This window comes from Qipengyuania profundimaris, from assembly GCF_030717945.1.
In the GTDB taxonomy this organism is placed as follows: domain Bacteria; phylum Pseudomonadota; class Alphaproteobacteria; order Sphingomonadales; family Sphingomonadaceae; genus Qipengyuania; species Qipengyuania profundimaris.
In genome coordinates, this window is sequence record NZ_JAVAIM010000001.1 from 946,247 (window position 1) to 969,535 (window position 23,289).

Genomic DNA, 23,289 nt, shown 5'->3' on the forward strand with positions numbered 1-23,289 from the left:
AAAAGCCCCGCCCGGATCGCTCCGGACGGGGCTGGCGAAGTCTGATGGAGTGCGGTTGTTACCGCGAGGCGACCCTAACCCCATCACGAACTACATTCAGAGCGCCGGGAAGGGGAGAAGAAGCGGCATAGGCGATGCACCCTGCGCCCGAGCTCTTGACCGAGCGGCACATCGACTGGGCCGATGCCTTGGCGAAACCGGCTGCCGCGACGCGGTAGTAGATCTTGCCGTTCACGCGGGCCTTGGTGATTACGCGTTCCGCATCGGATAGCTCGGGGTGGCGCTGCTGGAAAACCTTCCACGCGGCCTGGGCATCGGACATCGAGAAATACGAGCCGAGCTGGATGTTGTAATCGCCGGATGCCATCGCGACGGGGGCAGCCTTGGCCGGAGCGGGTTTGGCCGCACGTGGCGCGGCAGCAGGCTTGGCGCGATGCGAAGCCGGGACCGGCTGGACCACTTCGCGGCTGACGAAGCGTGAGCCGCTCACGGTCTCGAGACCGGCATCGGCCAGTGCCGCTTCACCGCTGTCTTCGAATTGCGCTGCGCTGGCGCTTGGGTCCATCGAAGGTATCGAATTGACGGCAGGCAACTCGTCCGCGAGCGCGAAATCGCTGGCCGGAGCTGCATCGACCGGCTCGACCTGATCGGCGGATTCGACCGCGAGCTGGCTATGCGCCGGATGATTGGCAAGCGCCAGCATGGCCGGCTGACCGGCATCTTCCACCGGCTGCACGTCGAGCAGGCGGGCGACCAGGACGGTCGGGTGCCGTGCGCTTGCGAGCTGCGCCCATTCCTGCAGGCGCTCGTTCAGCTTGTCGCCGGGAACGTCCTGCGAGGCGAGGATGCGGGCATTGCGCCAGTCGCCCGAGAGGGCGAATGCATAAGCGAGGTTCTGGCGAACCTTGGGCGTGTTCTGCCCACCGCGCAGCGCATTGTCGAGGATGTGGACGCCCTGCTGCGGCTGCCCGGCGAGTGCTAGGGCAAGGCCGAAATCGGCCGGGTCGATCGCATTCTGGTGCTGGCGCAGCAGCTCGTGCGCGCCGGGGATGTCGCCGATTGCAGTCAACGCCAGCGAATAGCTGATGATCGTGCGCGCGGCCGTATCGCCGAGCTCGACGGCTTCGCCGAAGGTGGTCGCAGCCGAAGCGAAACGACCCGATTTGAGATAGGCGTTGGCGAGCAGCGTGCGGGTCTGCGCATCGCGCGGCGCGGCCAGTACGGCGGCTTCCGCATGCTCGATCGCCTCGCCCTGCTGGCCCTTCGCCAGCGCCTTCTCCGCCTTGGCGGCGGAATAGTTGTGCGAGGGAGCGACCTTGCCGGTGCAACCGGCCAGCGCGGTCGTGGCCAGCGCCGTGGTTACGGCGAGCCGGATGAACCGGGTGGTTTTGGCTTTGCTCTCGATGCTCATTGTCATTCCCCTGAAGGCGATCCCACGTCTTCGAACCGTTATTTTTCCGACTGCTGGACTTGTGCGGCGAGGCTCGCGATTTCCGGCATTTCGGCCAGCAGATCGTCCAGCGCATCGGTCACCAGTTGCTGCGCGCTGCGACCGCGAACGGTGCAGGCGAGCCGCAGCATCAGGTGCCGCTCGTGGTCGAGCCGCAGCGTGAAGGCTGCCCGCTTGCCGCGCGAAGCGGCAGATTTGCGAACGACCGGCTTGGCGTTGGCCGCGGCCGGCTTGTCCAGCTGGGCGGCGATCTTGCTCAGCGATTCGCGCACCTGGTTGGGTGCGGGCTCCGCATCGGTTTCGTTGGCCGCCTGTCGGGGCGCGATCGGCACGACTTTTTCTGCAGTCGGCTTTTCGGCCACGAGGGGCGTGCTGCTATCGTCGCCCATGTCGTTCCAGCCGAGATCTTCCAGGTTGGCGGCGGCTTCCTTGCCGTCGACAGGGCCGGGAATCCCGGACTGCGGGCGCATGGCGGGCTTGGCACCGCCCTTGCGCGCGAGGAGCGTCGGGGTGAGCGAGGCGAAATTGGCGTCAGACATCCGGCAGTCTCCGCCCAGGCGTTCTTACTGTGCCACCCGGCGGCCGAAGCCGCCAGCGGGGCGATGGGCACCGGGAACAGCGCTCTGCGTGTTCGGTGCGGCGAAGACCGTACGGCGGAAGTTCTTCTCCAGCCGGTCGGCGATGTATTTCCACAGCGCGGTGACCTCGGCGGCCGAGCGGCTTTCGGGGTCCACTTCCATCACCGTGCGGCCATCGATCATCGATGCGGCGAAATCGGTGCGGTGGTGCAGGGTGATCGGGGCGACCGTGCCGTGCTGCGACAGCGCGACGGCGGCTTCCGAGGTGATCTTGGCTTTCGGCGTCGCGGCGTTGACCACGAAGACCAGCGGCTTGCCGGCGCGTTCGCACAGGTCGACCGTTGCGCCCACGGCGCGCAGATCGTGCGGGCTGGGGCGGGTCGGGACGACGATCAACTCGGCGACCGAAATAACCGACTGGATGGCCATGGTGATGGCGGGCGGCGTGTCGAGCACGGCAAGCTTGAAGCCCTGCTGGCGCAGGATCGCCAGATCGTTCGCCAGGCGAGCGACCGTGGTCTGCGCGAAAGCGGGATATTCGTCCTCGCGCTCGTTCCACCAGTCGGCGAGCGAGCCCTGCGGGTCGATATCGATCAGAACGACGGGCCCGGCGCCTGCGCGCTGGGCCTGTACGGCGAGATGTCCGGAGAGCGTGGTTTTACCCGATCCGCCCTTCTGCGATGCCAATGCCAGTACACGCAAGGCTTATCCCCCTGGTTTGAGCCTCTAGTCAATCAAGTGCCGCACCAAATGCGACTGTTCGAAAACGGAAATCGCAGACTACCCCTAATTTAGGGTTAACATCGGGCGGATTTGGCGTGCGCTGCGAAAGCGGGATGCGGCGCAACGCTTTGCTAACGGTCGATTTACTATAGGGTGGGGCCGACTGCCGCAGATGTGCGGTCGACAGTGCCGAGGACGGAACGGATGATCGGAAAAAGCAAAAACGTGGGCATGGCGCTTTGTGCTGCCATCGCGGCAAGTCTCGCCGTGCCCGCGTCGGCCGATGTGAAGGACGGCGTCGATGCCTGGAGCCGCGGCGATTATGCCGCCGCCGTGCGCGAATGGGTCGCCCCGGCGCAGGCGGGCGATGCCGATGCGCAGTTCAACCTGGCGCAGGCCTATCGGCTGGGACGAGGGGTCGATACCGATCTGGCGCAGGCAGAAGCGCTTTATGCTCGCGCGGCCGCGCAGGGTCATGTGCAAGCAGCGGACAATTACGGGTTGCTGCTGTTCCAGCGCGAGCAGCGCGAGCAAGCGCTCCCCTATATCGAAGCAGCAGCGACGCGCGGCGATCCGCGCGCGCAATACATATTGGGCATCGCCCATTTCAACGGCGATCTTGTCGCGAAGGACTGGGGGCGGGCCTATGCCTTGCTGACCCTCGCCAATTCGACGGGGCTGCCGCAGGCCAAGGGCGCCCTCGCGCAGATGGACGATTACATCCCGCTGGCCGACAGGCAGGCGGCGCAGGTGCTTGCGAGTCAACTGAAGTCCGAAGCCGAGGCGGCGCGGGCTCGAGAGCTGGCTGCGGTCGACCTGGCGGTCGGTACTCCCGAATCGGCTCCTCCTTCTACGCCAGCCGCGCGCCCGTCTCCGGTACGCGAAACGCGCGGCGCGGATTTCGCCCAAACGCCGCGACCGGTCACGGTCGCGCGGGCCGAGCCGACCGTCTCCACGATGCCGAAACCGGAATCTCTCGTGGTCGCGCCATCGCCACAGGCCGACCGGGCGCAAAGCCCGTGGAAGCTGCAGCTCGGTGCCTTCGGGGTGGCGGGCAACGCCGACAGGCTATGGGAGAAGGTTTCGCAGACGCCCGCACTTGCCGGACGTGCCAAGCTGAAAGAACCGGCAGGACGACTTACCAAGCTTCTCGCCGGCGGGTTCGAATCGCGCGATGCGGCAACGTCGGCCTGCGCGCAGCTGAAGCGCGGCGGCTACGAGTGTCTCGTGACACGCTGATCCCCGGACTAGATCGCCTGCCCGCTTTCCCTTTTTCCACCTGCCGCTAGGTAGGGTGGTGGACAGGGAGCACGACGTGACAGAGCAGGCAGACCAGGCGACACCGGAGCAGGTGAGGCCCACCGGCGGCACGAACCGTATCGCGAGCCTCGATTTCATTCGCGGGCTGGCGGTGATGGGCATCCTTGCCGCCAATATCGTCGCCTTCGGCCAGCCGATGACAGCCTATATGTATCCCGACGCCTTCACCGTGCCGCACAGCGCGGCCGAGGACTGGATGTGGGTCGTCCAGTTCGTCCTCATCGACAGCAAGATGCGCGGGCTGTTCACCCTGCTGTTCGGGGCGGGAATGGTCCTGTTCCTAGAACGTGCGACGGCGCGCGGGCAGGGTCGGTGGCTTCAGGTCCGGCGCCTGTTCTGGCTCGGCATGATCGGCCTGGTGCATTTCTTCTTCATCTGGCGCGGCGACATCCTGTTCCTCTACGCCTGCGCAGGGCTCGCCGCTCTGCTGTTCGTCGGCCTCTCGCGCCGGAAATTGCTTGTGCTCGGCCTCATCGGCTATTTCGGCGGCGCGCTGTTCTACACCGGCATTCTCGGCTTCCTGCCGATGATGGAGGGCTCGCAAGAGGCGGCCTTCGCCGAAATGGCCGAGGATCTCGAAAGCGAAAAGCAGACCGACCTGGCCGACGGGCGCTACGAAACGCAGCTTATCGGTGACGGCGATTACGGCGCTTGGGTGAACCACAATATCTCCGAGCACGGTCCCGAAATCGGGTTCGTCCTGATGTTGTTCTGGTTCGAGACGCTGCCGCTGATGCTCGTCGGCATGGCTGCCTACCGCTACGGCCTGTTCGATGGCGGCGTCGAACAGGGGCGGCAGCGCAAATGGGGCTGGGCGCTGTGGATCGTCGGCACGGCGCTGACCATTCCGGTGGCGCTCTGGGCGAAAGACGGTGGGCTGACCTATTACGGCACGCTCGCCGCGATGAGCGCGTGGTCGATGGTGCCGCGGCTGTTCGCGATCCTCGGCTTGCTCGCATTGCTGGCGCTATGGGGGCAGCATGTCGCGGGGCCACTGGCGCAGCGCGTTTCGGCGGCGGGGCGGGCGGCCTTTACGAATTATCTCGGGACTTCGGTGCTGATGATGCTCGTGTTCCACGGCTGGGCGGGCGGTCTGTTCGGCGAGCTTGGGCGGACGGAGCTCTATCTCGTCACTCTCGCGACATGGGCGATCATGCTGCTGTGGTCCAAGCCCTGGCTCGAGCGCTTCCGCTTCGGCCCGCTCGAATGGCTGTGGCGCTGCCTGACCTACTGGCGGCTATTCCCCCTGCGGAGGTGAAGCTGCTTCGTTTGCTATCATTGCGAGCACGTCGTCACGCGAAACGATCTTTCCCGGGTCGGCTTGCTCATTGAGAGTAGGAAGTGCCCGCCCTGAGCTGTCGAATGCACGGTTGATGAGCATCCCGTCGACGTCCTTGTTGTAAGTCGTACAAATGTCCGCTTCGGCAAATTTTTGGAGGAGGCTGTAGATCATAGCCGCCATGCCGAACTCTTCGTCCGACCATTGCGAGATCGGGCGGGCAGTGCGGAGGTCGACGAAAGACACGCCTGCGGAACACTGCGCTTGGCCGACCGAGATATTCCCGGAGACCATCTCCAGCCAGATATCCGGGAACAGCTGAAATAGGTCCGTTTTGAGGCTGCCATCGGCTTGGCTTTCCAACAGCCGATGGCGAACATAGCCTTCGCCCAGAAGGTCTGTAGATTCTCCCGGGTATGATATGACAAGTCCGGTGTCGCTTTTCTCGACATAGTAGGCAGAACCGTTCGCGTTTTCGAACTCACGCATCAGCTTGTTGAAATCGAGGCCATTCGCTGGCCAGCCCTCGATCTTTTCCCCGCGCTCGAGAATCGCTTCGACCATCGGTTCGATAACTGCCTCAAGTTCGCCCTCGCGCACTGCGAGCTCGAACAGCATGGCCGGGGCGACATCGTCCAACGCTGCTCTTTCGGAGGAACTAGCTTCGATTTCGATATCACCGCTTGGCCCATTCTGACCCAGCGCAGGACTTGCAAAAGCCAGGACGGCGGCCGCGGCCAAAATGTTATTTATGCGAGGCAAATGTGGTCTCCCCTTCAAGGCAGGCGTGAGGTGACGTAAACCCGTGATCGGGGCAAGGGGGGCATTCCAAGGTTGCTACTGCGAATGACTCGCATTACATCTGCTCTTGCGAATCAATCGCAAGGGGTCCGCGTCTATGTACATCTGCATCTGCAACGCCATTCGGGAGAGCGAGCTGCGTCGCAAGGCGCACCATGTCTCGGGCGATGCCGAGGCGTGCTATGCGGCTATGGGCAAGCAGCCCAACTGCGGCCAGTGCCTGGTCGAGGCGGATGCCATCGTCGAGGAAGAGCGCGAGCTGGGCTTCGTGCCCGCCGCCGCCTGAATTTCCGCTACTGAAAATCGCTTGCAACCGGCGGAATTCCGCCATTTTTTCCACTGCGTCCCCTTGCCAACTCCTGCCTGATAGGAGCATAGGATTGCGGTCCCCCGCAATAGGAGCAGGCACTTGCAAGGCGATCCCAAGGTCATCGAATTCCTAAACAAGGCGCTGACCAACGAACTGACGGCGATCAACCAGTACTGGCTCCACTATCGCGTGCTGGCCGATTGGGGCGTCTACAAGCTCGCCGAATACGAGCGGCACGAATCGATCGACGAGATGAAGCATGCCGACATTCTCGCCGAGCGCATCCTGTTCCTGAATGGCCTCCCGAACTTCCAGGCCATCCACAAGCTGAAGGTCGGCGAGACGGTCGAGGAGATCCTCAAGGCCGACCTCGCGATGGAAATGGAGGCGATCCCGCTGCTCAAGGAAGCGGCCGAACATTGCCAGAGCGTTCGCGATTTCACTTCCGGCCAGATTTTCGAAACCATCCTTGCCAGCGAGGAGGAGCATGTCGACTTCCTCGAGACGCAATTCGACATGATTGCCCGGATGGGGCTGGAGAACTACGTCCAGCTGCAAAGCAAGCCGGCGGGCGACGGCGAGGCCGGCTGAGCAGGGCTCAACAGCAACCGACTTCCCAGAACGTCGCATGCGGTCCGCTATGCTTGGTCAGCCGCGCAAGGCGCCGTTCTCCCTCCCACAGCTCGGCCGAGCCCTCCGCAAGATTGATATCGGTCACCAGCAAGGCCGTCCCGAGGTCCAGCGTGTCAAGCCTCACGTGATGCAGTTCCCGCTCTCCGCGTGACAGAATCGCAATCTGGATACGGTGCATGGCGTCTCTCCTCGGTTGGAAGTCGCTTGCTGCGCCGCGTAAAATGAACGCCGGATAACCGCTTTTAGCTCGCCGTGCCGTAGCGTCATTTGGCCGAAATCGGTCCGGAAATCGCGATCAGTCGCCGCGCAAGTGCCGCTTCATACGCTCGCGATTGCGCTTTGCCGCGGTTTGCGTCTCGAGCAGGAAACTGGCGAGGCCCGCAACGAGCAGGCCCATCGTTACGATCCACGTAAAGGCCACTATCGTCCCCAGGGGCGCATAGACGAAGGCGCTGACGAACAGCAGCGCGATCACGATGCTGATGGTTAGGGCCGAGGCGGTGCTGAGCATCACGGCGCGCTGGGCGAGGATGCGGCGCCTTTCGAGCGCGGGCAATTCGTCGAGCAGGATACCAGCACGACCTTCCTCGTCGGCGGCCACGATCTTCTCGATCTTGTTGGCGACCCAGATCAGCCGGTTCGTCATCACGTTCATGATGGCCCCGATGCCGGCGAGCAGGAAGGCTGGGGCGAGGCTAAGCTGTACCACCTGCTGCACCCGCAGCGTGGAGCTGGTCCGTTCGATCAGTTCGAGCCCGGGCAGGCTGGCTAGCAGGTCGAGCAGCATTACCGCTCCCCGCTGTAGTTTCCGCCCCCGCCCTTGTTGGCGTTGTAGGGATTTTTCGGGCTCTTCAGCACCACGCGCACCGGCACGGCCTCGAAGCCGAGCTTGTCGCGAATTCCGTTGATCAGATAGCGCTCGTAGCTCTTGGGAAGCGCTTCCAGCCGCGTGCCGAACACGACGAACCGCGGCGGCCGGATGCTCGCCTGCGTGATGTAGCGCAGCTTGATCCGCCGACCCTTGGGCGCAGGCGGCGGGTTGGCTTCGAGCGCATCGTCGAACCAGCGGTTGAGCGCGGCAGTCGGGACACGGCGGCTCCATGCCTCGCGAAGTTCGAACGCCGCGCCGAGCATCTGGTCGAGCCCCTTGCCGGTCTTCGCGCTGACCGCGAACAAGGGCACGCCGCGCACCTGCGCCAACCCTTCGTTCAGCGCCTCGCGAATGCCGTTGAACAGGCTGCTGGCGTTATCCGCCACATCCCATTTGTTGATCGCAATCATCAGCGCGCGGCCTTCCTCGAGCACGAGGTTGGCGATCTTGAGGTCCTGCGCTTCCAGCCCGCGCGTCGCATCGAGCAACAGTACGACGACTTCGGCGAAATCCACCGCGCGGCGGGCATCGGCAACCGACAGCTTCTCCAGCTTGTCCGTGACCTGCGCCTTCTTGCGCATGCCGGCGGTGTCGATCAGCTTGATCTCGCGCGGCTCGCCGGTCTTCGGATCGGTCCATTCCCAGTCGATCGCGATGGAATCGCGCGTAATCCCGGCTTCCGGACCGGTCAGCAGGCGGTCTTCGCCCAGCAGCCGGTTAATCAGCGTGGATTTGCCCGCATTGGGGCGACCGACGATGGCGAGTTGGAGTGGTCCGGCGAGGAGCGCCTCCTCGTCTTCCTCGTCGATCTCGGCTTCGATCTCCGCCGCCTCGGCCTTGGCGCCGATGATCGGCCAGAGGTGATCGAACAGGTCGGCGATGCCTTCGCCATGCTCTGCACTAACGGCGGCCGGTTCGCCGAAGCCGAGCGAGAAGCTTTCGTAGATGCCCGCGTCGCCCTGCTTACCTTCCGCCTTGTTGGCCACCAGCACCACCGGCACTTTCTGGCTGCGCAGCCAGCGGGCGATCTCCTCGTCGAGCGGGGTCAGACCGACACGCGAATCGAATACAAAAAGTGCCGCGTCTGCGCCTTCCAGGCTGACTTCGGTCTGCTTGCGCATCCGGCCGGGCAGGCTGTCGGGATCCTCGTCTTCCCAGCCGGCGGTATCGACGATCTGGAACTCCAGCCCGGCGATCTCCGCCTCCCCGAAGCGGCGGTCACGCGTGACGCCGGGCTGGTCGTCGACCAGCGCCAGCCTCTTGCCGACAAGCCGGTTGAACAGCGTCGACTTGCCGACATTCGGGCGGCCGATGATGATCACCGTAGGCTTGGATGGGGATGCGCGCATGATGGCGCGGCAAGTGGCCCTTTAGCTGCCGCATTGCAAGCGGATGTGCGTGAGAGGGTTAAATGCCGTTAACCATGTCGGGCAGGCGTGCCGTAAGGTTAACGGGTTAGGCACCATGGCCATGAAACGCGCTATTATCGCCATGGCCGCGCTCGGCCTTTCCGCTCCGACTCTCGCCGACGACAGCCGGGATTTCCGAGTGGATAGCGACTTCTCGTCCTCGGCGAGCGAGCTTGCGCCCTACCTTCAATGCGTGCCCTATGCCCGCAAGGTCAGCGGCATCGAGATTTACGGCGATGCCCATACGTGGTGGGATCAGGCACAAGGTCGCTATGCTACCGGATCGATCCCGCGCGAAGGCGCCGTCATGGCGTTCAAGCCGCATCGCAGCATGCGCCTGGGCCATGTTGCTGCTGTCAGCAAGGTGGTGGATTCGCGCCGCGTGCTGCTCGACCATGCAAACTGGTCGCCGATCGACGGGCGGCGCGGCCAGGTCGAGAAAGACGTGCTGGCGGTCGATGTATCGCCGGCTAACGACTGGAGCGAGGTGCAGGTCTGGTATGCGCCGCTCGGCGCGGTAGGAAAGACCGCATGGCCGGTCGAAGGATTTATTTATAGCGATGGGGTCGCGCAACCGCGCGTGCAGATCGCACAATCCGAGAAGCCGGCGCGCAAGAAAACCTCGAAGCGCTTCCTCAGCGCGTTCGCCGACTTTCGCTGATTAGCCGGCCTTTGCGACCGGCGCGTCCTCGCCGAGGTCCTCGTACCAGGCTTCGACCGGGCCGTTGAGCTTGAGTGTGAGGGGATTGCCCTTGCGATCCATCGTTTTGCCGGCCTGAACGCGCACCCAGCCTTCCGATATCGAATATTCCTCGATGTCGGTGCGCTGCTTGCCTTTGAAACGAATGCCCACGCCGCGCTGCAACACTTCAGTGCTGAAATGTTCGCTCTTCGGATTGACCGAGAGGCGGTCGGGCGGGGTGTCGTTATTCGTATCTTCGCTCATGCGATGCGCCGTTAATGCGCGCCGCGCCGACCCGCAAGTTCAATCGGGCGGCGGGGGCGTTTCGATCGGGCCGCGACCCGGATTGTCGTAATCGGGGGACACCGGTTCCACACCGGGTGGCTCTTCCATCGGGGCCTCGTTCGGTGGGCTGTCGGGCGGCATCTCCTGCGGTGCGCCGGGATCGATCGTATCGGGCGAGGGGTCGGGCTGCGTTGCCATTGTCGGTCTCCTTCAATCCGGCGGGAGGAGGGTTTCGGAGCGCGAGATATCCAGCCCCTGCTCGCCCTTGCCGTCGCGCCCGCCGTCCATGGCAGGCTCGAGCGCCTTTTCGGTTTCGATGTCGATTTCGTCCGGCGTTCCGCGATGGTCGAGCGTTTCGCCTTCCGCTTCGCCATCCTCTTCCATCTCGGCAGAGGTCTTGGGCTTCACATCGGGATTGACGACCGGGGGTGTCGTCGGCGGGACCTGAGGTGTTTCGTAGTCGGCCATGGGGATGGCTCCTTTCGTCTTGAACAACGGCCCGCCGCCGCTCCGCGTTCCCCCATCCGTCGCCACGCTTGCGCTTGTCGTCGCATCGCTCTAGAGGCACGCGCCTACACGTGGAGGGCCCGCCCCTTCGCGCGGCATCGTTCGGGTTAGCGGGCGTGGCGGAACTGGTAGACGCGCTGGTTTTAGGTACCAGTATCGAAAGATGTGGGGGTTCGAGTCCCTTCGCCCGCACCAGTGCCGCCGCAGCGTGAGGCCCCGTCATCACTATCGCATTTTCGAAAGTCACGAGTTTCAACCATGCAGATCAAAGAAACCGCCAATGAAGGCCTGAAGCGCGCCTATGCCGTCACCATCCCGGCGAAGGACATCGACGAGCGCGTGGGCAGCGAAGTGAAGAAGATCGCCCCGCAGGTCCGCATGCCCGGTTTCCGCCCCGGCAAGGTGCCGGCGAACCTCGTGCGCAAGATGCACGGCGAACAGCTTCACGCGCAGGCGGTCAACGACATGATCCGCGAATCGGTCGACAAGGTGATGGCCGACAATAAGCTGCGCCCCGCGATGCAGCCCAAGGTCGAGTTCGGCGAAGGTTACGAGGAAGGCAAGGATGCCGAACTCACCGTCGAGCTGGAAATCCTGCCCGAGATCGAAGCGCCCGAGATCAAGGATCTCGAACTTGAGCGCCTGACCGTTCCGGTGAAGGACGAGGCGGTGGACGAAGCCGTCCAGCGCATCGCCGACCAGAACAAGAGCTACAAGGACGCCGCCAAGACCAAGAAGGCGGGCGAAGGCGACCAGCTGATCATCGATTTCGTGGGCCGCGTAGACGGCACCGAATTCGAAGGCGGCAAGGCGGAGAACACCCCGCTGGTGATCGGATCGGGCCAGTTCATCCCCGGCTTCGAAGAACAGCTGACGGGCGTGAAGACCGGTGATGAGAAGACCATCACCGTGACCTTCCCGGACGACTATCCGGCAGAGCATCTCGCCGGCAAGGAAGCGGAATTCGACGTTACCGTGCAGCGGGTGAAGGTTGCGACCGAGACCAAGGTGGACGACGAATTCGCCAAGAACCTCGGCCTCGACAGCATCGACAAGCTGAAGGAACTGGTCCGTGGCCAGCTGGAGCAGGAAACCTCCGGCCTGACCCGCACGCAGATGAAGCGCCAGCTGCTCGACAAGCTGGCTGCCGGTCATGATTTCGCGGTGCCGCAGGGCATGGTCGATGCGGAATTCGACCAGATTTGGGCCCAGCTCCAGCAGGAAGCCGCGCAGTCCGAGGATCCCGAAGCCATGCTGAAGGAAATCGAGGACGAGAAGGACGATTACCGCAAGATCGCCGAACGCCGCGTGCGCCTCGGCCTGCTGCTGTCGGAAATCGGCCAGGCGAACGGCGTGGAAGTCAACGCCAACGAGATGCAGATGCTGATCCAGCAGGCTGCCCAGCAGTACCGCGCCGAAGACCGCGAGCGGTTCATGGAATATGTCCGCACCGAGCCGATGGCCGCCGCCCAGCTGCGCGCTCCGCTCTATGAGGACAAGGTCGTCGACTTCCTGTTCGACAAGGCCGAGATCACCGACCGCGAAGTGACGCGCGAGGAACTCGAAGCCGCGATCGAGGCCGAAGACACCACCGAAGAGAAGCCGAAGAAAAAGGCTGCGGCCAAGAAGAAGGCCCCGGCGAAGAAGGCCGCTGCGAAGAAGGACGACGCCAAGTCGGACGAGAAGTCTGCCGACAAGAAGCCTGCGGCGAAGAAGGCTCCGGCCAAGAAAGCCGCTGCCAAGAAGACCGACGACAAGAAGCCCGCTGCCAAGAAGGCACCGGCCAGGAAAGCTGCCGACAAGAAGCCGGCCGCGAAGAAGGCACCGGCTAAGAAGGCTGCTGCCAAGAAGTAAGCCTCACGCCAACGCATGTTTTCGCAAGGGGCGGCCGGATCGGATCCGGTCGCCCTTTTGCTTGCGCGGTGTCAGCAGGGCTTGTCGGGCAACTCGACCGCGATCGGTTTGCCGTCGGGACTATGGCTGAGCATTTCCTCGTCCGTGCCGGTATGGATGTGCCCGCGGTGGCGCTCGATATGCGAGATCAGCGGGCCGGACACGACGCCGTGTACCAAGATCGACACGAGAATGGTGAAGCTGACGCAAGCCCATAGCAGATCGATCTGGATGAACTCCGCATGGTTCTGGCCGTAAGCGAGGTAGTAGATCGAGCCCATCCCGCGTACGCCCAGGAACGCGATCGCCAAGGTGCCTGCCAGCGGCAGGTTGGAACGGTATTCGGCCAGCAGGCCAGATAGCGGACGGATAACGAAAATCAGGGCGAGGCAGACCAGTGCGGCAGTCCAGGTGAGCGGTTGCAGCACGCCGCTCGCGAGCATGGCGCCGAAGCCGAACAGCACGGCGACCAGCACGATCTGCTCGATCTGGTCGATGAAGTGATGGCTGATCTTGTGATAGCGGCTGCGGTTCTCCCGCTGGCGCGCCGTGACCGCGCCGACGAAAACGGCTAGGAAGCCGTAGCCCGCGAAGATTTCCGCGAGGCCGTAGGCGAGGAGCAGCGTGCCCAGCACGATCAGCCCTTCGCTGGTCGAGTATTTTGGCTGGTCGGCGCTCTCGCTCTCCTCGTCGATCTCCTTCATCGGCGAGTCCGCCTCGCGCTCGAACACCCACCATGCGCCGAGCCGTCCGACCGCCCAGCCGACGACGCAACCGACCAGGATGCGCCAGACGAGGTCGAACCACAGCCATTCCAGCGTCCACGAGCCGAGCGTGGCCATGCCGACAGCGGCGATTGCGAGGTAAGTGAAGGGGAAGGCCAGCCCGTCGTTGAGGCCGGCCTCGACAGTCAGGCTGAAGCGCACGTCGTGCCGCTTGTTTTCGCCCGGCGGGCCGACCTGCACGCTTCGCGCCAGCACCGGATCCGTAGGCGCGAGCGCGGCACCGAGCAGGATCGCCGACGCCGGGGTCAGCCCGATAGCCCACCAGCCGAGCAGGGCGACCGCGGCGACCGTGAGCGGCATGGCAATCACCAGCAGCGGCCAGATCTGCCGCCAGTTGGCCCAGCTGACCGGCCGGTCGATAGCGATGCCGGCCGCCATCAGCGAGGCGATGACGATGAACTCGGTCGTGTATTCGAGCGTTACGGCGTCGAAGCCGTCGTAGGTCGGATTGATGTTCGGCAGGTCGAGCGGGAGCGAGAAGATCGCGAACCCGGCAGCGACATAGACGATCGGCAGCGAGAGCCAGAATTTGGCGAGAAACCGTTCCAGCGAAACCGCCGCCATCAGCCCCAAGCCCATGACGACGAAGAGAAAGATGCGCGGTTCGTATTCCATCGCCTATCAGTCCGCGGGCAGGGCTTCGGGTTCCCAGCGTTGGAAATTCGGCTTCGGAACTTCGGCGGTGCGCGCCCGCTCGAATGCGGCCCCGGCCTTGAGCACCGCGTGGTCCTGCCACTTCGCGCCCATGAAGCTGATCCCTACCGGCAGCCGCTCCACCGCGCCCATCGGGACCGTCAGATGCGGATAGCCTGCGATGGCCGCGAGGGAGCCCGCACCGATACTGCCATTGAAATTATCCCCGTTGACGAGGTCGCTCACCCACGCAGGCCCGCGCGTCGGCGCGACGAGCAGGCTGACGTCGTGCTCTTGCAGCAGGCGGTCGATCCCTTCCTCGCTCGCGAGGCGTAGAGACGTCGCGCGGGCTTCCTCGTAAGCCGCCTCGTCCGTAGTCTCGAGTGCGCGTTCGAACAGCGACTGCCCGAACCAGCGCATCTCGGTATCGGCATTGGCCTCGTTGAAAGCGACAAGGTCGGCAAGGCTGCGCGGGCCGTCGGTGCCCGGGCGCGAGGCGAGGTAGGCGTCCATGTCGGTGCGCAATTCGTAGAGCAGCACGGTTAGCTCCGCGCCGAACATTTCGCCCTGCGGGTCGTATTCGATCTCGACCAGTTCCGCACCGGCGCGTCGCATGTCGTCCAGCGCCTGCTCGAACAGCGCGCGCACATCGTCGCGGCTACCGATCTGGTTGACCAGCACGCCGATCCGCACGCCTTGGAGCGAAGCGTCGCGCAGACCTTCCGAGAACGCAGACTTGCGCGCGTCCGCTTCGGCGGTGGCGGGATCGGCGGGATCGCTGCCCGTGATGGCTTCGAGTAACAGCGCTGCGTCGTATACGCTGCGCGCCATCGGGCCGGCGGTGTCCTGCGAATGGCTGATCGGCACGACATGCGTGCGGCTGACCATGCCGACCGTGGGCTTGAAGCCGACGATCCCGTTGACGCTGGCGGGGCAAGTGATCGACCCGTCGGTTTCCGTGCCGATGGCTGCCCAGGCGAATTCCGCCGCCACCGCCGCGCCACTTCCGGAGGATGAGCCGCAGGTATTGCGGTCGATCGCATGCGGATTGCGGGTCAGGCCGCCCACCGCGCTCCAGCCGCTGGTGGAATTGTCGTCGCGGATATTCGCCCACTCGGACAGGTTGGTCTTGCCCATCATGACCCCGCCGGCTGCGCGCAGGCGTGCAATCAGCGGCGCATCGCGTCCGGTCATACTCTCTGCCAAGGCAAGGCTACCGGCGGAGGTCGGCAATTCGCGTGTTTCGATATTGTCCTTCACCAGCACCGGTCGACCGGCGAGCAATGTCGGCTGAGCTCGCGCCGCCCGGGTCTGAGCTGTGATGTCGGGCGCAAAAGTGATGATCGAATTCAGCCCATTCGGCCCGTTGTCGAGATTTCGAGCGCGAATGGCATAGAGCAGCGTGCGCCGCTCCGCTTCGTTCTGCGGAGCCTCCACTCCGGGTGGTGGACCGGGCATCTCCAAGCGCACTGTCGGCTGTTCATCTGGCCCCTCCTGCGCTGCGAGCGGCGATGCGGTTGCAAGGAGAGCGAACGACAGGGCGATATGCTTCATCGCACCACCCTGCCACCGCCGAAGCGCAATGCAAGCGTGCTTAGAAATTCCCGCTCAAGGTGAAGCGCACGATCGGGCCGATGCGGCGGTCCAGCGTTTCGGTGAACAGCACGTCGCCGTCGGGCCGCGAATCGTCAAAGACGGTGCGGAAACCCTTGTTGCGCGCCGACAGCACGTTGCCCACCCGCAGCCGTCCGGTCATGCCCAGGATGTCCTTGTGCTCCACGAAGACGTCCACGAAACTCGGTCCCTCCCAGAAGCGCCCTTCTTCGTAGCGGCGCGAATATTCGACCGGGCTGAAGGTGAACAGGCTGGCGCCATAAGCCCAGTCGCTGCTGGGGATGTCGTGGCGGAAATCGGCCTCAAGCCGGTTGTAGAGATCGTTTGAGAATGCGCGGTTTTCCCCGGTGAACGGATCGACGATGTCCATGTAACGCTGGACGGCAGCGAAATTCAGCTGCGCGCCTTTCCAGCCGATCGGATCGAATTTCACCGTGCCCGACAATTCGATATGCAGTCGCTGTGCGTCGCCGATATTGCCCCGCGCCTCGCCGCCGTTCGCCAGCGGGAAATAGTCGATGAAATCTTCGAACCAGGCCTGCCGGACCTGCAATTTGGCAGAGCCCCAGGCGCCGAAGCTCTTGTTGATCTCCGCCTCTAGGTTCCAGCTCTGGTCGGGCACCAGTTCGTTATTGCCGCCGTTGCCGTTGTCGTTGTCGAGATTGATGCTGGCGAGGAAATTGCCGAAGCTGAGCTGGCCGACACGGCGACGCAGTTCGACCGACACGTCGAAATCGCTGGCCGGCTTCCACGCGAGGGACAGCGAGCCCTTGGGCCGCTTGAACACTCGCGAATTGGCGGCGGACCCGGTCTGCTGAATTTTCGAATATTCCGCACCCGCCGTGGCCTGCAGCGACAGCTTCGGCGTCAACTGCTTGCCGAAGCTGAGAATGCCTTCGTAGCGATCCTCCGTCACGCCGCCATTGCCGGCCGGGAAGGGAATGAAAAAGAACTCGCCATCGGTATCGAGTTCCTCGATCGAGGAGCGGCGGTCGAGCCGGTTGAACGCGGCCTCGCCCGAAAGCTGCCAGTCGGCCTTGAACATGTTCCAGCCGTATTCGAACCGACCGATCCGCTCCCCCGCCGCATTGGTCTGGCGGAAGCGCGAGCCGGTGTCGGGCGAGCCGTCGGAAAAGCTGTCGACCAGTACGCTGCGAAAATTGTCGCGTTCGAAGCGCTCCAGCCCGATCAGCTTGAGCTTGCCCGGACCGAGCGGAAATTCGATGTCGCCGCCGATCTCGTATTCGGGGCCATCCTCGTCGTTGAGCAATAGGCGCTCGCGGTCGGGGCCGACGACGACATCGGCCAGTTCGGTAATCCGCTGCGACCAGAAATCCTCGCCATATCGCAGGTTGAGATGGGCGATGACATCGGGCGAGAAGGTGTAGGTAAAGTTGGTTGCCAGCGTCGGATTGTCGAACTTGCCGGAAAACTTTGTATCCTGCGTCTCGATCAGATCGCCCGCGCCATCGACCACGGTAATCGGGCCATCGGTTCCGAAGCGGTTGTTCTCGTTGCTGAGTGAGATCGTGTAGTCGAGTTTGCCGGCATTGCCGGTCAGCGACACTTCGCCGCCGAGCAATTGTGCCTCGGTATTGTAGGGTCGAAAGCCGGTGGTCCAGCTGAACTGCCCCGACGCGCCGGTCTTGTTGACGATGACGTTGGCGACCTGGCCGTTGAGGCCGGGGATATCGAGCGTGGTCCCGTCGACGATCTCGATCCGGACCACGTCGCTCGCCGGAATCCGGCTCAGTTGATCGCGCACGCTGTCGGACTTGCTCGAAAACCGTTCGCCATTGACGAGTACGTTGGCAGTCGCCTGGCCGAGGCCGCGCGAATTGTTTTCGCCATCGTCGATGACGAAAGCGGGGACCTGGGCCAGCATATCGAGCGCGTTGCGCGGGGCGTAGCGTTCGAAATAGGCCGGTTCGAAAACCTGCGCGCCTTCGGTGGGCGGATCGCCTTCGCCGGCCGGTTCGCTCGCATCGTCCTCCGTTGCGAGCGCAGGCGTCGGGATTACACCGAGCATCAGTGCAGCCAAGACGGTAACGACCGATATGTCGCGGCGGTAATTCATTGAATAGGGGCTCCCCTCTTGGTTCGAGGAGCCTCGTCTACGTTTGTAACCGAAAAGGCCACCGCGCCATCGACCATGGCGATATCGCATCCGACAAATGAGTCCGGCGCGTCTGCCAACGGCACATTGCGACGGACGAATTACATGGATTGCAGCGTGCAACCGATTTTTCACCGGCATTTGGGTGTTCGGCGACATATCTGGGCGGCAAAGGGGTTAAGCCTCTTGAACATCGCCGGGGTACTCGCGACATAGGCGCTCAACCGATCCGACGAGAGGAAATTTCATGATCGACCTGTTCGGCAGCGATGCCCATTCCACCCAGGGCCAGTTCACGCGCGATCCCGCAACCGGCGCGCTTGTCCCGGTGGTGGTAGAACAGACCAGCCGCGGCGAACGCAGCTTCGACATTTTCAGCCGCCTGCTGCGCGAACGCATCGTCTTCGTCACCGGCCAGGTCGAAGACGGCATGGCGTCGCTGATCATCGCCCAGCTGCTGTTCCTCGAAAGCGAGAATCCCTCGAAGCCGATCAGCATGTACATCAACTCACCCGGCGGCGTGGTGACGGCCGGCATGGGCATCCACGACACGATGCAGTACATCAAGCCGCGCGTGTCGACCGTCTGTGTCGGGCAGGCCGCTTCCATGGGCAGCTTCCTGCTGGCGGCGGGCGAGCCGGGTATGCGCATCGCGCTGCCCAATGCCCGCATCATGGTCCACCAGCCGTCCGGCGGCGCACGCGGCATGGCCAGCGATATCGAGATCCAGGCGCGCGAGATCCTGCGCATTCGCAAGCGGATGAACGATCTCTATGTGAAATACACCGGCCAGAGCCTGTCCGACATTGAGAAGGCGATGGATCGCGATACCTTCCTCGAAGCCGAGGAAGCGATGAAGTTCGGGATCGTGGACAAGGTCTTCGAAACCCGTCCGGAAAACGGCGAGGCCGAAGCCGAAGGTTCGGGTGGCGCACCCGAGTGACCGGTCAGCCTTAAGGTTCCGCGCAGCCACTGTGCCTGCGCGGGACTGTTGCACGATTGCCGTAGGATTCCAGCAACCTTGCCGCTTCAGCTTGTGGCAAGGGGATGATTGTACCTACGATATTGACCCAAATCCCGTGTCCCCTAGAGTCGCACATCTGCCGACAGGGCCGGGGAAGACGATTAGGATATGACCAAGTTGAGCGGAACCGATAGCAAGAGCACGCTGTATTGCAGCTTCTGCGGCAAGTCGCAGCACGAGGTGAGGAAGCTCATCGCGGGCCCGACCGTGTTCATCTGCGACGAATGCGTAGAGCTGTGCAACGACATCATTCGCGAAGAAACCAAGGCCGGCCTCACCGGCAAGAAGGAAGGCGACGTTCCGACGCCGTCCGAAATCTTCCAGACGCTGAACGATTATGTGATCGGCCAGGATCGCGCCAAGCGCGTCCTCTCGGTGGCGGTGCACAATCACTACAAGCGGTTGAAGCACAGCGGCAAGTCCGGCGATGTGGAACTCGCGAAGTCGAATATCCTGCTGGTCGGTCCGACCGGTACCGGCAAGACGCTGCTCGCGCAGACGCTGGCGCGGACCTTCGATGTGCCCTTCACAATGGCCGACGCCACCACGCTTACCGAAGCCGGTTACGTGGGCGAGGATGTGGAGAACATCATCCTCAAGCTGTTGCAGGCCAGCGACTACAACGTCGAGAAAGCGCAGCACGGCATCGTCTATATCGACGAGATCGACAAGATCACCCGCAAGGCGGAAAATCCCTCCATCACGCGCGACGTGTCGGGCGAGGGCGTGCAGCAAGCGCTGCTCAAGCTGATGGAAGGTACGACGGCAAGCGTCCCGCCGCAGGGTGGCCGCAAGCATCCGCAGCAGGAATTCCTCCAAGTCGACACCACGAACATCCTGTTCATCTGCGGCGGCGCTTTCGCCGGGCTCGATAAGATTATCGCCGATCGCCTGCAGAAGCGCAGTATCGGTTTCGGCGCGCATGTCGCCGATCCGGACAAGCGCCGCGTGGGCGAGCTGCTCGAGAAGAGCGAGCCGGAAGATCTGCTCAAGTTCGGCCTGATCCCCGAATTCGTCGGCCGCCTGCCGGTGATCGCCACGCTCAACGACCTCGATGTGGATGCGCTGGTGACGATCCTGACCGAGCCGAAGAACGCCATCGTCAAGCAGTACAGCAAGCTGTTCGAGCTCGAGGATGTCGAGCTGACCTTCAAGGACGAAGCGCTGCGCGAGATCGCGGAGAAGGCCATCAAGCGGAAAACCGGCGCGCGCGGGCTGCGCTCGATCGTGGAGGGCATCCTGCTCGATACGATGTTCGACCTGCCCGACATGGAAGGCGTGAGCGAGATCGTGATCGACAAGGACGTGGTCGACGGCCGCAAGGAACCGGTCCAGGTTCATGGCGGCAAGAAGGACGAGGAAGAGGCCGCCTGAGGCTGCTTTCGCTCCCGAAGTTTTCGAAAACTCAAAAGAAAACCCCGCCCGGCCTCTCATGAGCGCCGGGCGGGGTCGTTTGGTACCGCGCATTATGGGTTGGACTGCGCGGCACCGGGGGAAAGTCTATCATCCGGCCAGGAAGACACCGTCGGTGACATGGATCACGCCGTTGGTGGTCTTTACATCGGCCATGGTGACGGTGCTGGTCCCGCCAGCCGCGTCGGTGATCACGATATTGTCGCCGCTGAAGCTGGCGCTGAGCGTCTCGCCGGCGACGGTCTCGAACTCGTAGGTCCCGCCGGCCTGGCGGATGGCCTGCGTCAGCTGTGCTGCAGGAATACGGCCTTCGACCACGTGGTAGGTGAGGATGTTGGTCAGTTGGTCGCGGTTCTCCGGCATCAGCAGCGTATCGACCGTGCCGTCCGGCAGCGCCGCGAAGGCATCGTCGGTCGGTGCAAAGACGGTAAAGGGTCCGGGGCTGGTCAGCGTGTCGACGAGCCCGGCGGCCTGTACGGCGGCAACCAGCGTGGTGTGAACGCCGGTGCCCTGCGCGGCTTCGACGATGTTCGGCTGCGCCTGCTCGGCCTTCATGCCGTGATGATCGGCGAGTGCCGGAGTGCCTGCAGAAAGTGCGAATGCGCCGGTCGCGGCGATGGACGCGAGGGCGGCAGCCTTGAGTTTCTTCGAAATATTCATCGTAGTCTCCTTTTCCCAAGCCCCGTCCAGCTTGTGTAGGAGATACGGATCGCTTGACCGGGCAGATGCACGCCCGAGCCGAAAAATGCCTAGATCGCGGCGAAGCGTGCCTCTGCAACGACCGGTCCGGCCTCGGCTTGCGGCGGTTTCCCGCCCAGCGGCTCGCGTGTCAGCAGCAACTGCGAACCGCCGTGGATTCGTGGGGCGACCTCGACCGGTACTTCGTGCGCCGTGACTTCACCCGGAGTCACCACACCGAGCGAAATCAAATCACCTTCGTCCGGAACCAGCCAGATTTCGTGGTCGTGAATTCCATCGCCCGTTAGTCCAACTGCCGTCACCAGCAGACTGTGCGCTCCGGGGAGATAGGTCAGGTCGAGCCGCAGTGGCGTGCCTTCGATCGGCATGTTCGCGGCGAGCAGTGGCTGGGTGAGGGCGGGGCCGCTGGCGATATTTCCGGAGGGACCGTCGGGTGCCTGCCGCATGGGTAAGGCGAAAACCGCCAGCGCAACAGCCGCAGCCGCGCTCACCCCGCCGACCCATTGCCAGCGGCGGACCTTGCGCTGCAGGGCGATGACTTCCGCTGTGCCGGTATCCGCGCCCATCGCTGCCTCGATGTTCGCCCAAACTTCGGCACGCGGCATGCGCGGATCGATGTCGTCGGTGAGTGGGGCAAGGCGATCCTGCCATTGTGCAACGTCTGCGGCGAAAGCGCTGTCGGATGCTTCACGAGCGCGTGCTGCGAGCAATTCCTCTCCTTCCAGCAGGCCGAGTGCATATTCGGCAGCTAGGACGGTGTCGGGGCGTTTGACCTCGCTCATTCTCCCGCCTCCATACACGCTTTCAGCTTCGCCAGCCCGCGTCTGATCCAGCTTTTCATCGTGCCGAGCGGGACATTCTGCCGCTCGGCCAGCTCGGCATAGTTACGGCCTTCGAAGAAAGCGCTGCGGATCGCGTCGCGCGGCGTTTCGTCGAGCTCTTCGAGACAGCGATGGACTCGGGCCTCTCGTTCCTCGTCGATCAACATCGCATCGGCCACCGGATTGCCATCTGGCACGGCAGCAGCCTTGTCCTCGGACACTGCGCCACCCCTGACCTTGCCGGTGCGGAGGCGATCGATCGCGCAATTGCGCGCGAAAGTAGACAGCCAGGCGATGGGGCTAGCCCGTTCGGGGTCGTACCGATCGGCCCGTCGCCATAATGTCAGATAGACGTCTTGCAATGCGTCCTCGGCTTCCTTTTCGTCTTTCAAGATACGAAGGCAGATGCCGAAAAGTTTCGCCGAGGTCGCACGGTACACGTCCTCCAGCGCTGCGCTTTCGCCACGAGCGAGACGGCTCATCGCCGCCTTGAGCCTGTCCCGCGCCGCCTTGCTCGCGCGCTGCATCAGCAACCGCCCGAGCAGTGCGGCGTGCGCTCGATCTGGATGGTCGCATGGCCAATGCGGTAGTGATGCTCCAGCTCGTGCGAAATCTCGCTGAGGAAGGTGTCGCCCGGATGGCCTTGGGGCATGACGAGATGCGCTGTTAGCGCGGTCTCGGTCGTGCTCATCGGCCAGATATGGAGGTCGTGGACGGCGTCCACACCCGGTAGCCCGGCCAGATAATCGCGCACGGCCTTCTCCGAGATACCCTTGGGCACCGCCAGCAGGCTCATCGCGACGCTGTCCTTAAGCAGACCCCACGTGCCCCAGGCGATCACGAGCACGATCAGCAGGCTCACCGCCGGATCGATCCACGTCTCGCCGGTCCACAGGATCGCCAGCCCGGCGATCACCACGCCCAGGCTTACCAAGGCATCGGCGGCCATGTGCAGGAAGGCCCCGCGGATATTGATATCGTGCTGTCCGCGCAGGAAGAGCGCGGCGGTGCCGGCATTGATCAAAATGCCGATCCCGGCGACGATCGCCATGGTTTCGCCCTGGACTTCGGCGGGCTGCGCCATGCGGTGCAAAGTCTCGAACAGGATCGCCCCGATGGCGACCAGCAGAAGCCCGGCATTGGCCAGCGCGGCGAGGATAGTCGAGCTTTTGTAGCCATAGGTGAAGCGGTCGGTCGGCGCTTTCTTCGCCGCGACGCTCGCCCCCCAGGCCAGCATCAGCGCCAGCACGTCGGACAGGTTGTGGCCCGCATCGGCAATCAGCGCCATCGATCCCGAGATCCAGCCATAGGCCGCCTCGACGATCACGAAGCCGGTGTTGAGGATGATGCCGATCAGGAAGGCGCGGCCGAAGTCCGCGGGAGCATGGCTATGCCCCGCGTGATCGCTGCCATGCGCGTGATCGTGCCCTGCGCCCATGGCAA

General features: G+C 63.7%; 25 protein-coding genes and 1 tRNA gene. 9 read left to right on the forward strand and 17 right to left on the reverse strand.

The window, feature by feature from the left end:
• Positions 1-58 precede the first annotated feature (58 nt).
• From Q9K02_RS04640 to Q9K02_RS04650, 3 genes are read right to left on the reverse strand one after another with little or no spacing between them, the layout of a single operon-like run.
• Positions 59-1,411 carry an SPOR domain-containing protein gene (locus Q9K02_RS04640; protein WP_305931839.1) on the reverse strand — a complete coding sequence of 451 codons (1,353 nt, stop codon included), beginning with the start codon at positions 1,409-1,411 and terminating at the stop codon, positions 59-61.
• Between the two features lie 38 nt (positions 1,412-1,449).
• Complete coding sequence (locus Q9K02_RS04645) at positions 1,450-1,989, reverse strand: hypothetical protein (RefSeq protein WP_278327522.1); 540 nt, start codon at positions 1,987-1,989, stop codon at positions 1,450-1,452.
• A 24-nt stretch (positions 1,990-2,013) separates the two neighbouring features.
• On the reverse strand, positions 2,014-2,730 hold the full coding sequence (locus tag Q9K02_RS04650) for a ParA family protein (protein ID WP_219955639.1): 717 nt from the start codon (positions 2,728-2,730) through the stop codon (positions 2,014-2,016).
• A gap of 225 nt (positions 2,731-2,955) precedes the next feature.
• On the opposite strand from Q9K02_RS04650, the gene Q9K02_RS04655 reads away from it, so the two are divergent.
• Positions 2,956-3,990: an SPOR domain-containing protein gene (locus Q9K02_RS04655; RefSeq protein WP_305931840.1), complete on the forward strand. Its 1,035-nt coding sequence runs from the start codon at positions 2,956-2,958 to the stop codon at positions 3,988-3,990.
• 76 nt (positions 3,991-4,066) lie between these two features.
• Positions 4,067-5,329 carry a DUF418 domain-containing protein gene (locus tag Q9K02_RS04660; RefSeq protein ID WP_305931841.1) on the forward strand — a complete coding sequence of 421 codons (1,263 nt, stop codon included), beginning with the start codon at positions 4,067-4,069 and terminating at the stop codon, positions 5,327-5,329.
• On the opposite strand, the gene Q9K02_RS04665 is transcribed toward Q9K02_RS04660, so the two are convergent.
• Positions 5,309-5,989 carry a hypothetical protein gene (locus Q9K02_RS04665; protein WP_305931842.1) on the reverse strand — a complete coding sequence of 227 codons (681 nt, stop codon included), beginning with the start codon at positions 5,987-5,989 and terminating at the stop codon, positions 5,309-5,311. The two genes, Q9K02_RS04660 and Q9K02_RS04665, sit on opposite strands and share 21 nt — an antisense overlap.
• 259 nt (positions 5,990-6,248) lie before the next feature.
• Between Q9K02_RS04665 and Q9K02_RS04670 the strand changes: the two genes are divergently transcribed.
• Both Q9K02_RS04670 and bfr read left to right on the forward strand, forming a co-directional pair.
• Entirely contained in the window at positions 6,249-6,437 is a 189-nt protein-coding gene (locus Q9K02_RS04670; RefSeq protein WP_305931843.1) for a (2Fe-2S)-binding protein, read from the forward strand.
• 123 nt (positions 6,438-6,560) lie between these two features.
• On the forward strand, positions 6,561-7,052 hold the full coding sequence (gene bfr, locus Q9K02_RS04675; RefSeq protein ID WP_305931844.1) for a bacterioferritin: 492 nt from the start codon (positions 6,561-6,563) through the stop codon (positions 7,050-7,052).
• A gap of 7 nt (positions 7,053-7,059) precedes the next feature.
• Here the strand turns inward: bfr and Q9K02_RS04680 are convergent, their stop codons facing one another.
• From Q9K02_RS04680 to der, 3 genes are all read right to left on the reverse strand, one after another.
• On the reverse strand, positions 7,060-7,272 hold the full coding sequence (locus Q9K02_RS04680) for a hypothetical protein (protein ID WP_305931845.1): 213 nt from the start codon (positions 7,270-7,272) through the stop codon (positions 7,060-7,062).
• 117 nt (positions 7,273-7,389) lie between these two features.
• The gene (locus tag Q9K02_RS04685; RefSeq protein ID WP_305931846.1) at positions 7,390-7,881 is read right to left on the reverse strand and encodes a DUF2721 domain-containing protein; all 492 of its coding nucleotides are present in this window, start codon (positions 7,879-7,881) and stop codon (positions 7,390-7,392) included.
• Complete coding sequence (gene der / locus Q9K02_RS04690; protein WP_305931847.1) at positions 7,881-9,314, reverse strand: ribosome biogenesis GTPase Der; 1,434 nt, start codon at positions 9,312-9,314, stop codon at positions 7,881-7,883. The genes Q9K02_RS04685 and der overlap by 1 nt, the downstream gene beginning before the upstream one ends.
• 121 nt (positions 9,315-9,435) lie before the next feature.
• Between der and Q9K02_RS04695 the strand changes: the two genes are divergently transcribed.
• Positions 9,436-10,035: a CHAP domain-containing protein gene (locus Q9K02_RS04695; RefSeq protein WP_340309952.1), complete on the forward strand. Its 600-nt coding sequence runs from the start codon at positions 9,436-9,438 to the stop codon at positions 10,033-10,035.
• Here the strand turns inward: Q9K02_RS04695 and Q9K02_RS04700 are convergent, their stop codons facing one another.
• Genes Q9K02_RS04700 through Q9K02_RS04710 form a run of 3 tightly spaced genes read right to left on the reverse strand, consistent with a single transcriptional unit; the run spans position 10,036 to position 10,809 of the window.
• Positions 10,036-10,320, reverse strand: coding sequence for a DUF3297 family protein (locus tag Q9K02_RS04700; RefSeq protein WP_305931848.1), 285 nt, complete (start codon positions 10,318-10,320; stop codon positions 10,036-10,038).
• 39 nt (positions 10,321-10,359) lie between these two features.
• The gene (locus tag Q9K02_RS04705) at positions 10,360-10,539 is read right to left on the reverse strand and encodes a hypothetical protein (RefSeq protein WP_305931849.1); all 180 of its coding nucleotides are present in this window, start codon (positions 10,537-10,539) and stop codon (positions 10,360-10,362) included.
• Positions 10,540-10,551: 12 nt separating this feature from the next.
• The gene (locus Q9K02_RS04710; RefSeq protein ID WP_305931850.1) at positions 10,552-10,809 is read right to left on the reverse strand and encodes a hypothetical protein; all 258 of its coding nucleotides are present in this window, start codon (positions 10,807-10,809) and stop codon (positions 10,552-10,554) included.
• A gap of 149 nt (positions 10,810-10,958) precedes the next feature.
• Between Q9K02_RS04710 and Q9K02_RS04715 the strand changes: the two genes are divergently transcribed.
• A tRNA-Leu gene (locus Q9K02_RS04715) sits at positions 10,959-11,043 on the forward strand.
• 63 nt (positions 11,044-11,106) lie between these two features.
• Positions 11,107-12,702, forward strand: a complete 1,596-nt coding sequence (gene tig / locus Q9K02_RS04720) for a trigger factor (RefSeq protein WP_305931851.1) — start codon at positions 11,107-11,109, stop codon at positions 12,700-12,702.
• Positions 12,703-12,773: 71 nt separating this feature from the next.
• Here tig and Q9K02_RS04725 read toward each other — a convergent pair whose 3' ends face one another.
• From Q9K02_RS04725 to Q9K02_RS04735, 3 genes are read right to left on the reverse strand one after another with little or no spacing between them, the layout of a single operon-like run.
• On the reverse strand, positions 12,774-14,141 hold the full coding sequence (locus Q9K02_RS04725; RefSeq protein ID WP_305931852.1) for a cation:proton antiporter: 1,368 nt from the start codon (positions 14,139-14,141) through the stop codon (positions 12,774-12,776).
• A 6-nt stretch (positions 14,142-14,147) separates the two neighbouring features.
• Positions 14,148-15,713: an amidase gene (locus Q9K02_RS04730; RefSeq protein ID WP_305931853.1), complete on the reverse strand. Its 1,566-nt coding sequence runs from the start codon at positions 15,711-15,713 to the stop codon at positions 14,148-14,150.
• Between the two features lie 40 nt (positions 15,714-15,753).
• Positions 15,754-17,850, reverse strand: coding sequence for a TonB-dependent receptor plug domain-containing protein (locus Q9K02_RS04735; RefSeq protein WP_305931854.1), 2,097 nt, complete (start codon positions 17,848-17,850; stop codon positions 15,754-15,756).
• 286 nt (positions 17,851-18,136) lie between these two features.
• Between Q9K02_RS04735 and Q9K02_RS04740 the strand changes: the two genes are divergently transcribed.
• Both Q9K02_RS04740 and clpX read left to right on the forward strand, forming a co-directional pair.
• A complete protein-coding gene (locus Q9K02_RS04740; protein WP_278327506.1) occupies positions 18,137-18,832 on the forward strand; it encodes an ATP-dependent Clp protease proteolytic subunit in 696 nt (231 codons plus the stop codon).
• A gap of 189 nt (positions 18,833-19,021) precedes the next feature.
• Complete coding sequence (clpX, locus tag Q9K02_RS04745; RefSeq protein ID WP_305931855.1) at positions 19,022-20,287, forward strand: ATP-dependent Clp protease ATP-binding subunit ClpX; 1,266 nt, start codon at positions 19,022-19,024, stop codon at positions 20,285-20,287.
• Positions 20,288-20,416: 129 nt separating this feature from the next.
• Here the strand turns inward: clpX and Q9K02_RS04750 are convergent, their stop codons facing one another.
• The 4 genes from Q9K02_RS04750 to Q9K02_RS04765 form a co-directional block, all read right to left on the reverse strand.
• Positions 20,417-20,986 (reverse strand): fasciclin domain-containing protein, encoded by a 570-nt coding sequence (locus Q9K02_RS04750; protein WP_305931856.1) that lies wholly within the window; start codon positions 20,984-20,986, stop codon positions 20,417-20,419.
• 89 nt (positions 20,987-21,075) lie between these two features.
• Positions 21,076-21,807: an anti-sigma factor gene (locus tag Q9K02_RS04755; protein ID WP_305931857.1), complete on the reverse strand. Its 732-nt coding sequence runs from the start codon at positions 21,805-21,807 to the stop codon at positions 21,076-21,078.
• Complete coding sequence (locus Q9K02_RS04760) at positions 21,804-22,373, reverse strand: sigma-70 family RNA polymerase sigma factor (RefSeq protein WP_305931858.1); 570 nt, start codon at positions 22,371-22,373, stop codon at positions 21,804-21,806. The genes Q9K02_RS04755 and Q9K02_RS04760 overlap by 4 nt, the downstream gene beginning before the upstream one ends.
• Positions 22,373-23,284: a cation diffusion facilitator family transporter gene (locus Q9K02_RS04765; RefSeq protein ID WP_305931859.1), complete on the reverse strand. Its 912-nt coding sequence runs from the start codon at positions 23,282-23,284 to the stop codon at positions 22,373-22,375. Before Q9K02_RS04765 ends, Q9K02_RS04760 begins: the two co-directional genes overlap by 1 nt.
• Between the last annotated feature and the right edge of the window lie 5 nt (positions 23,285-23,289).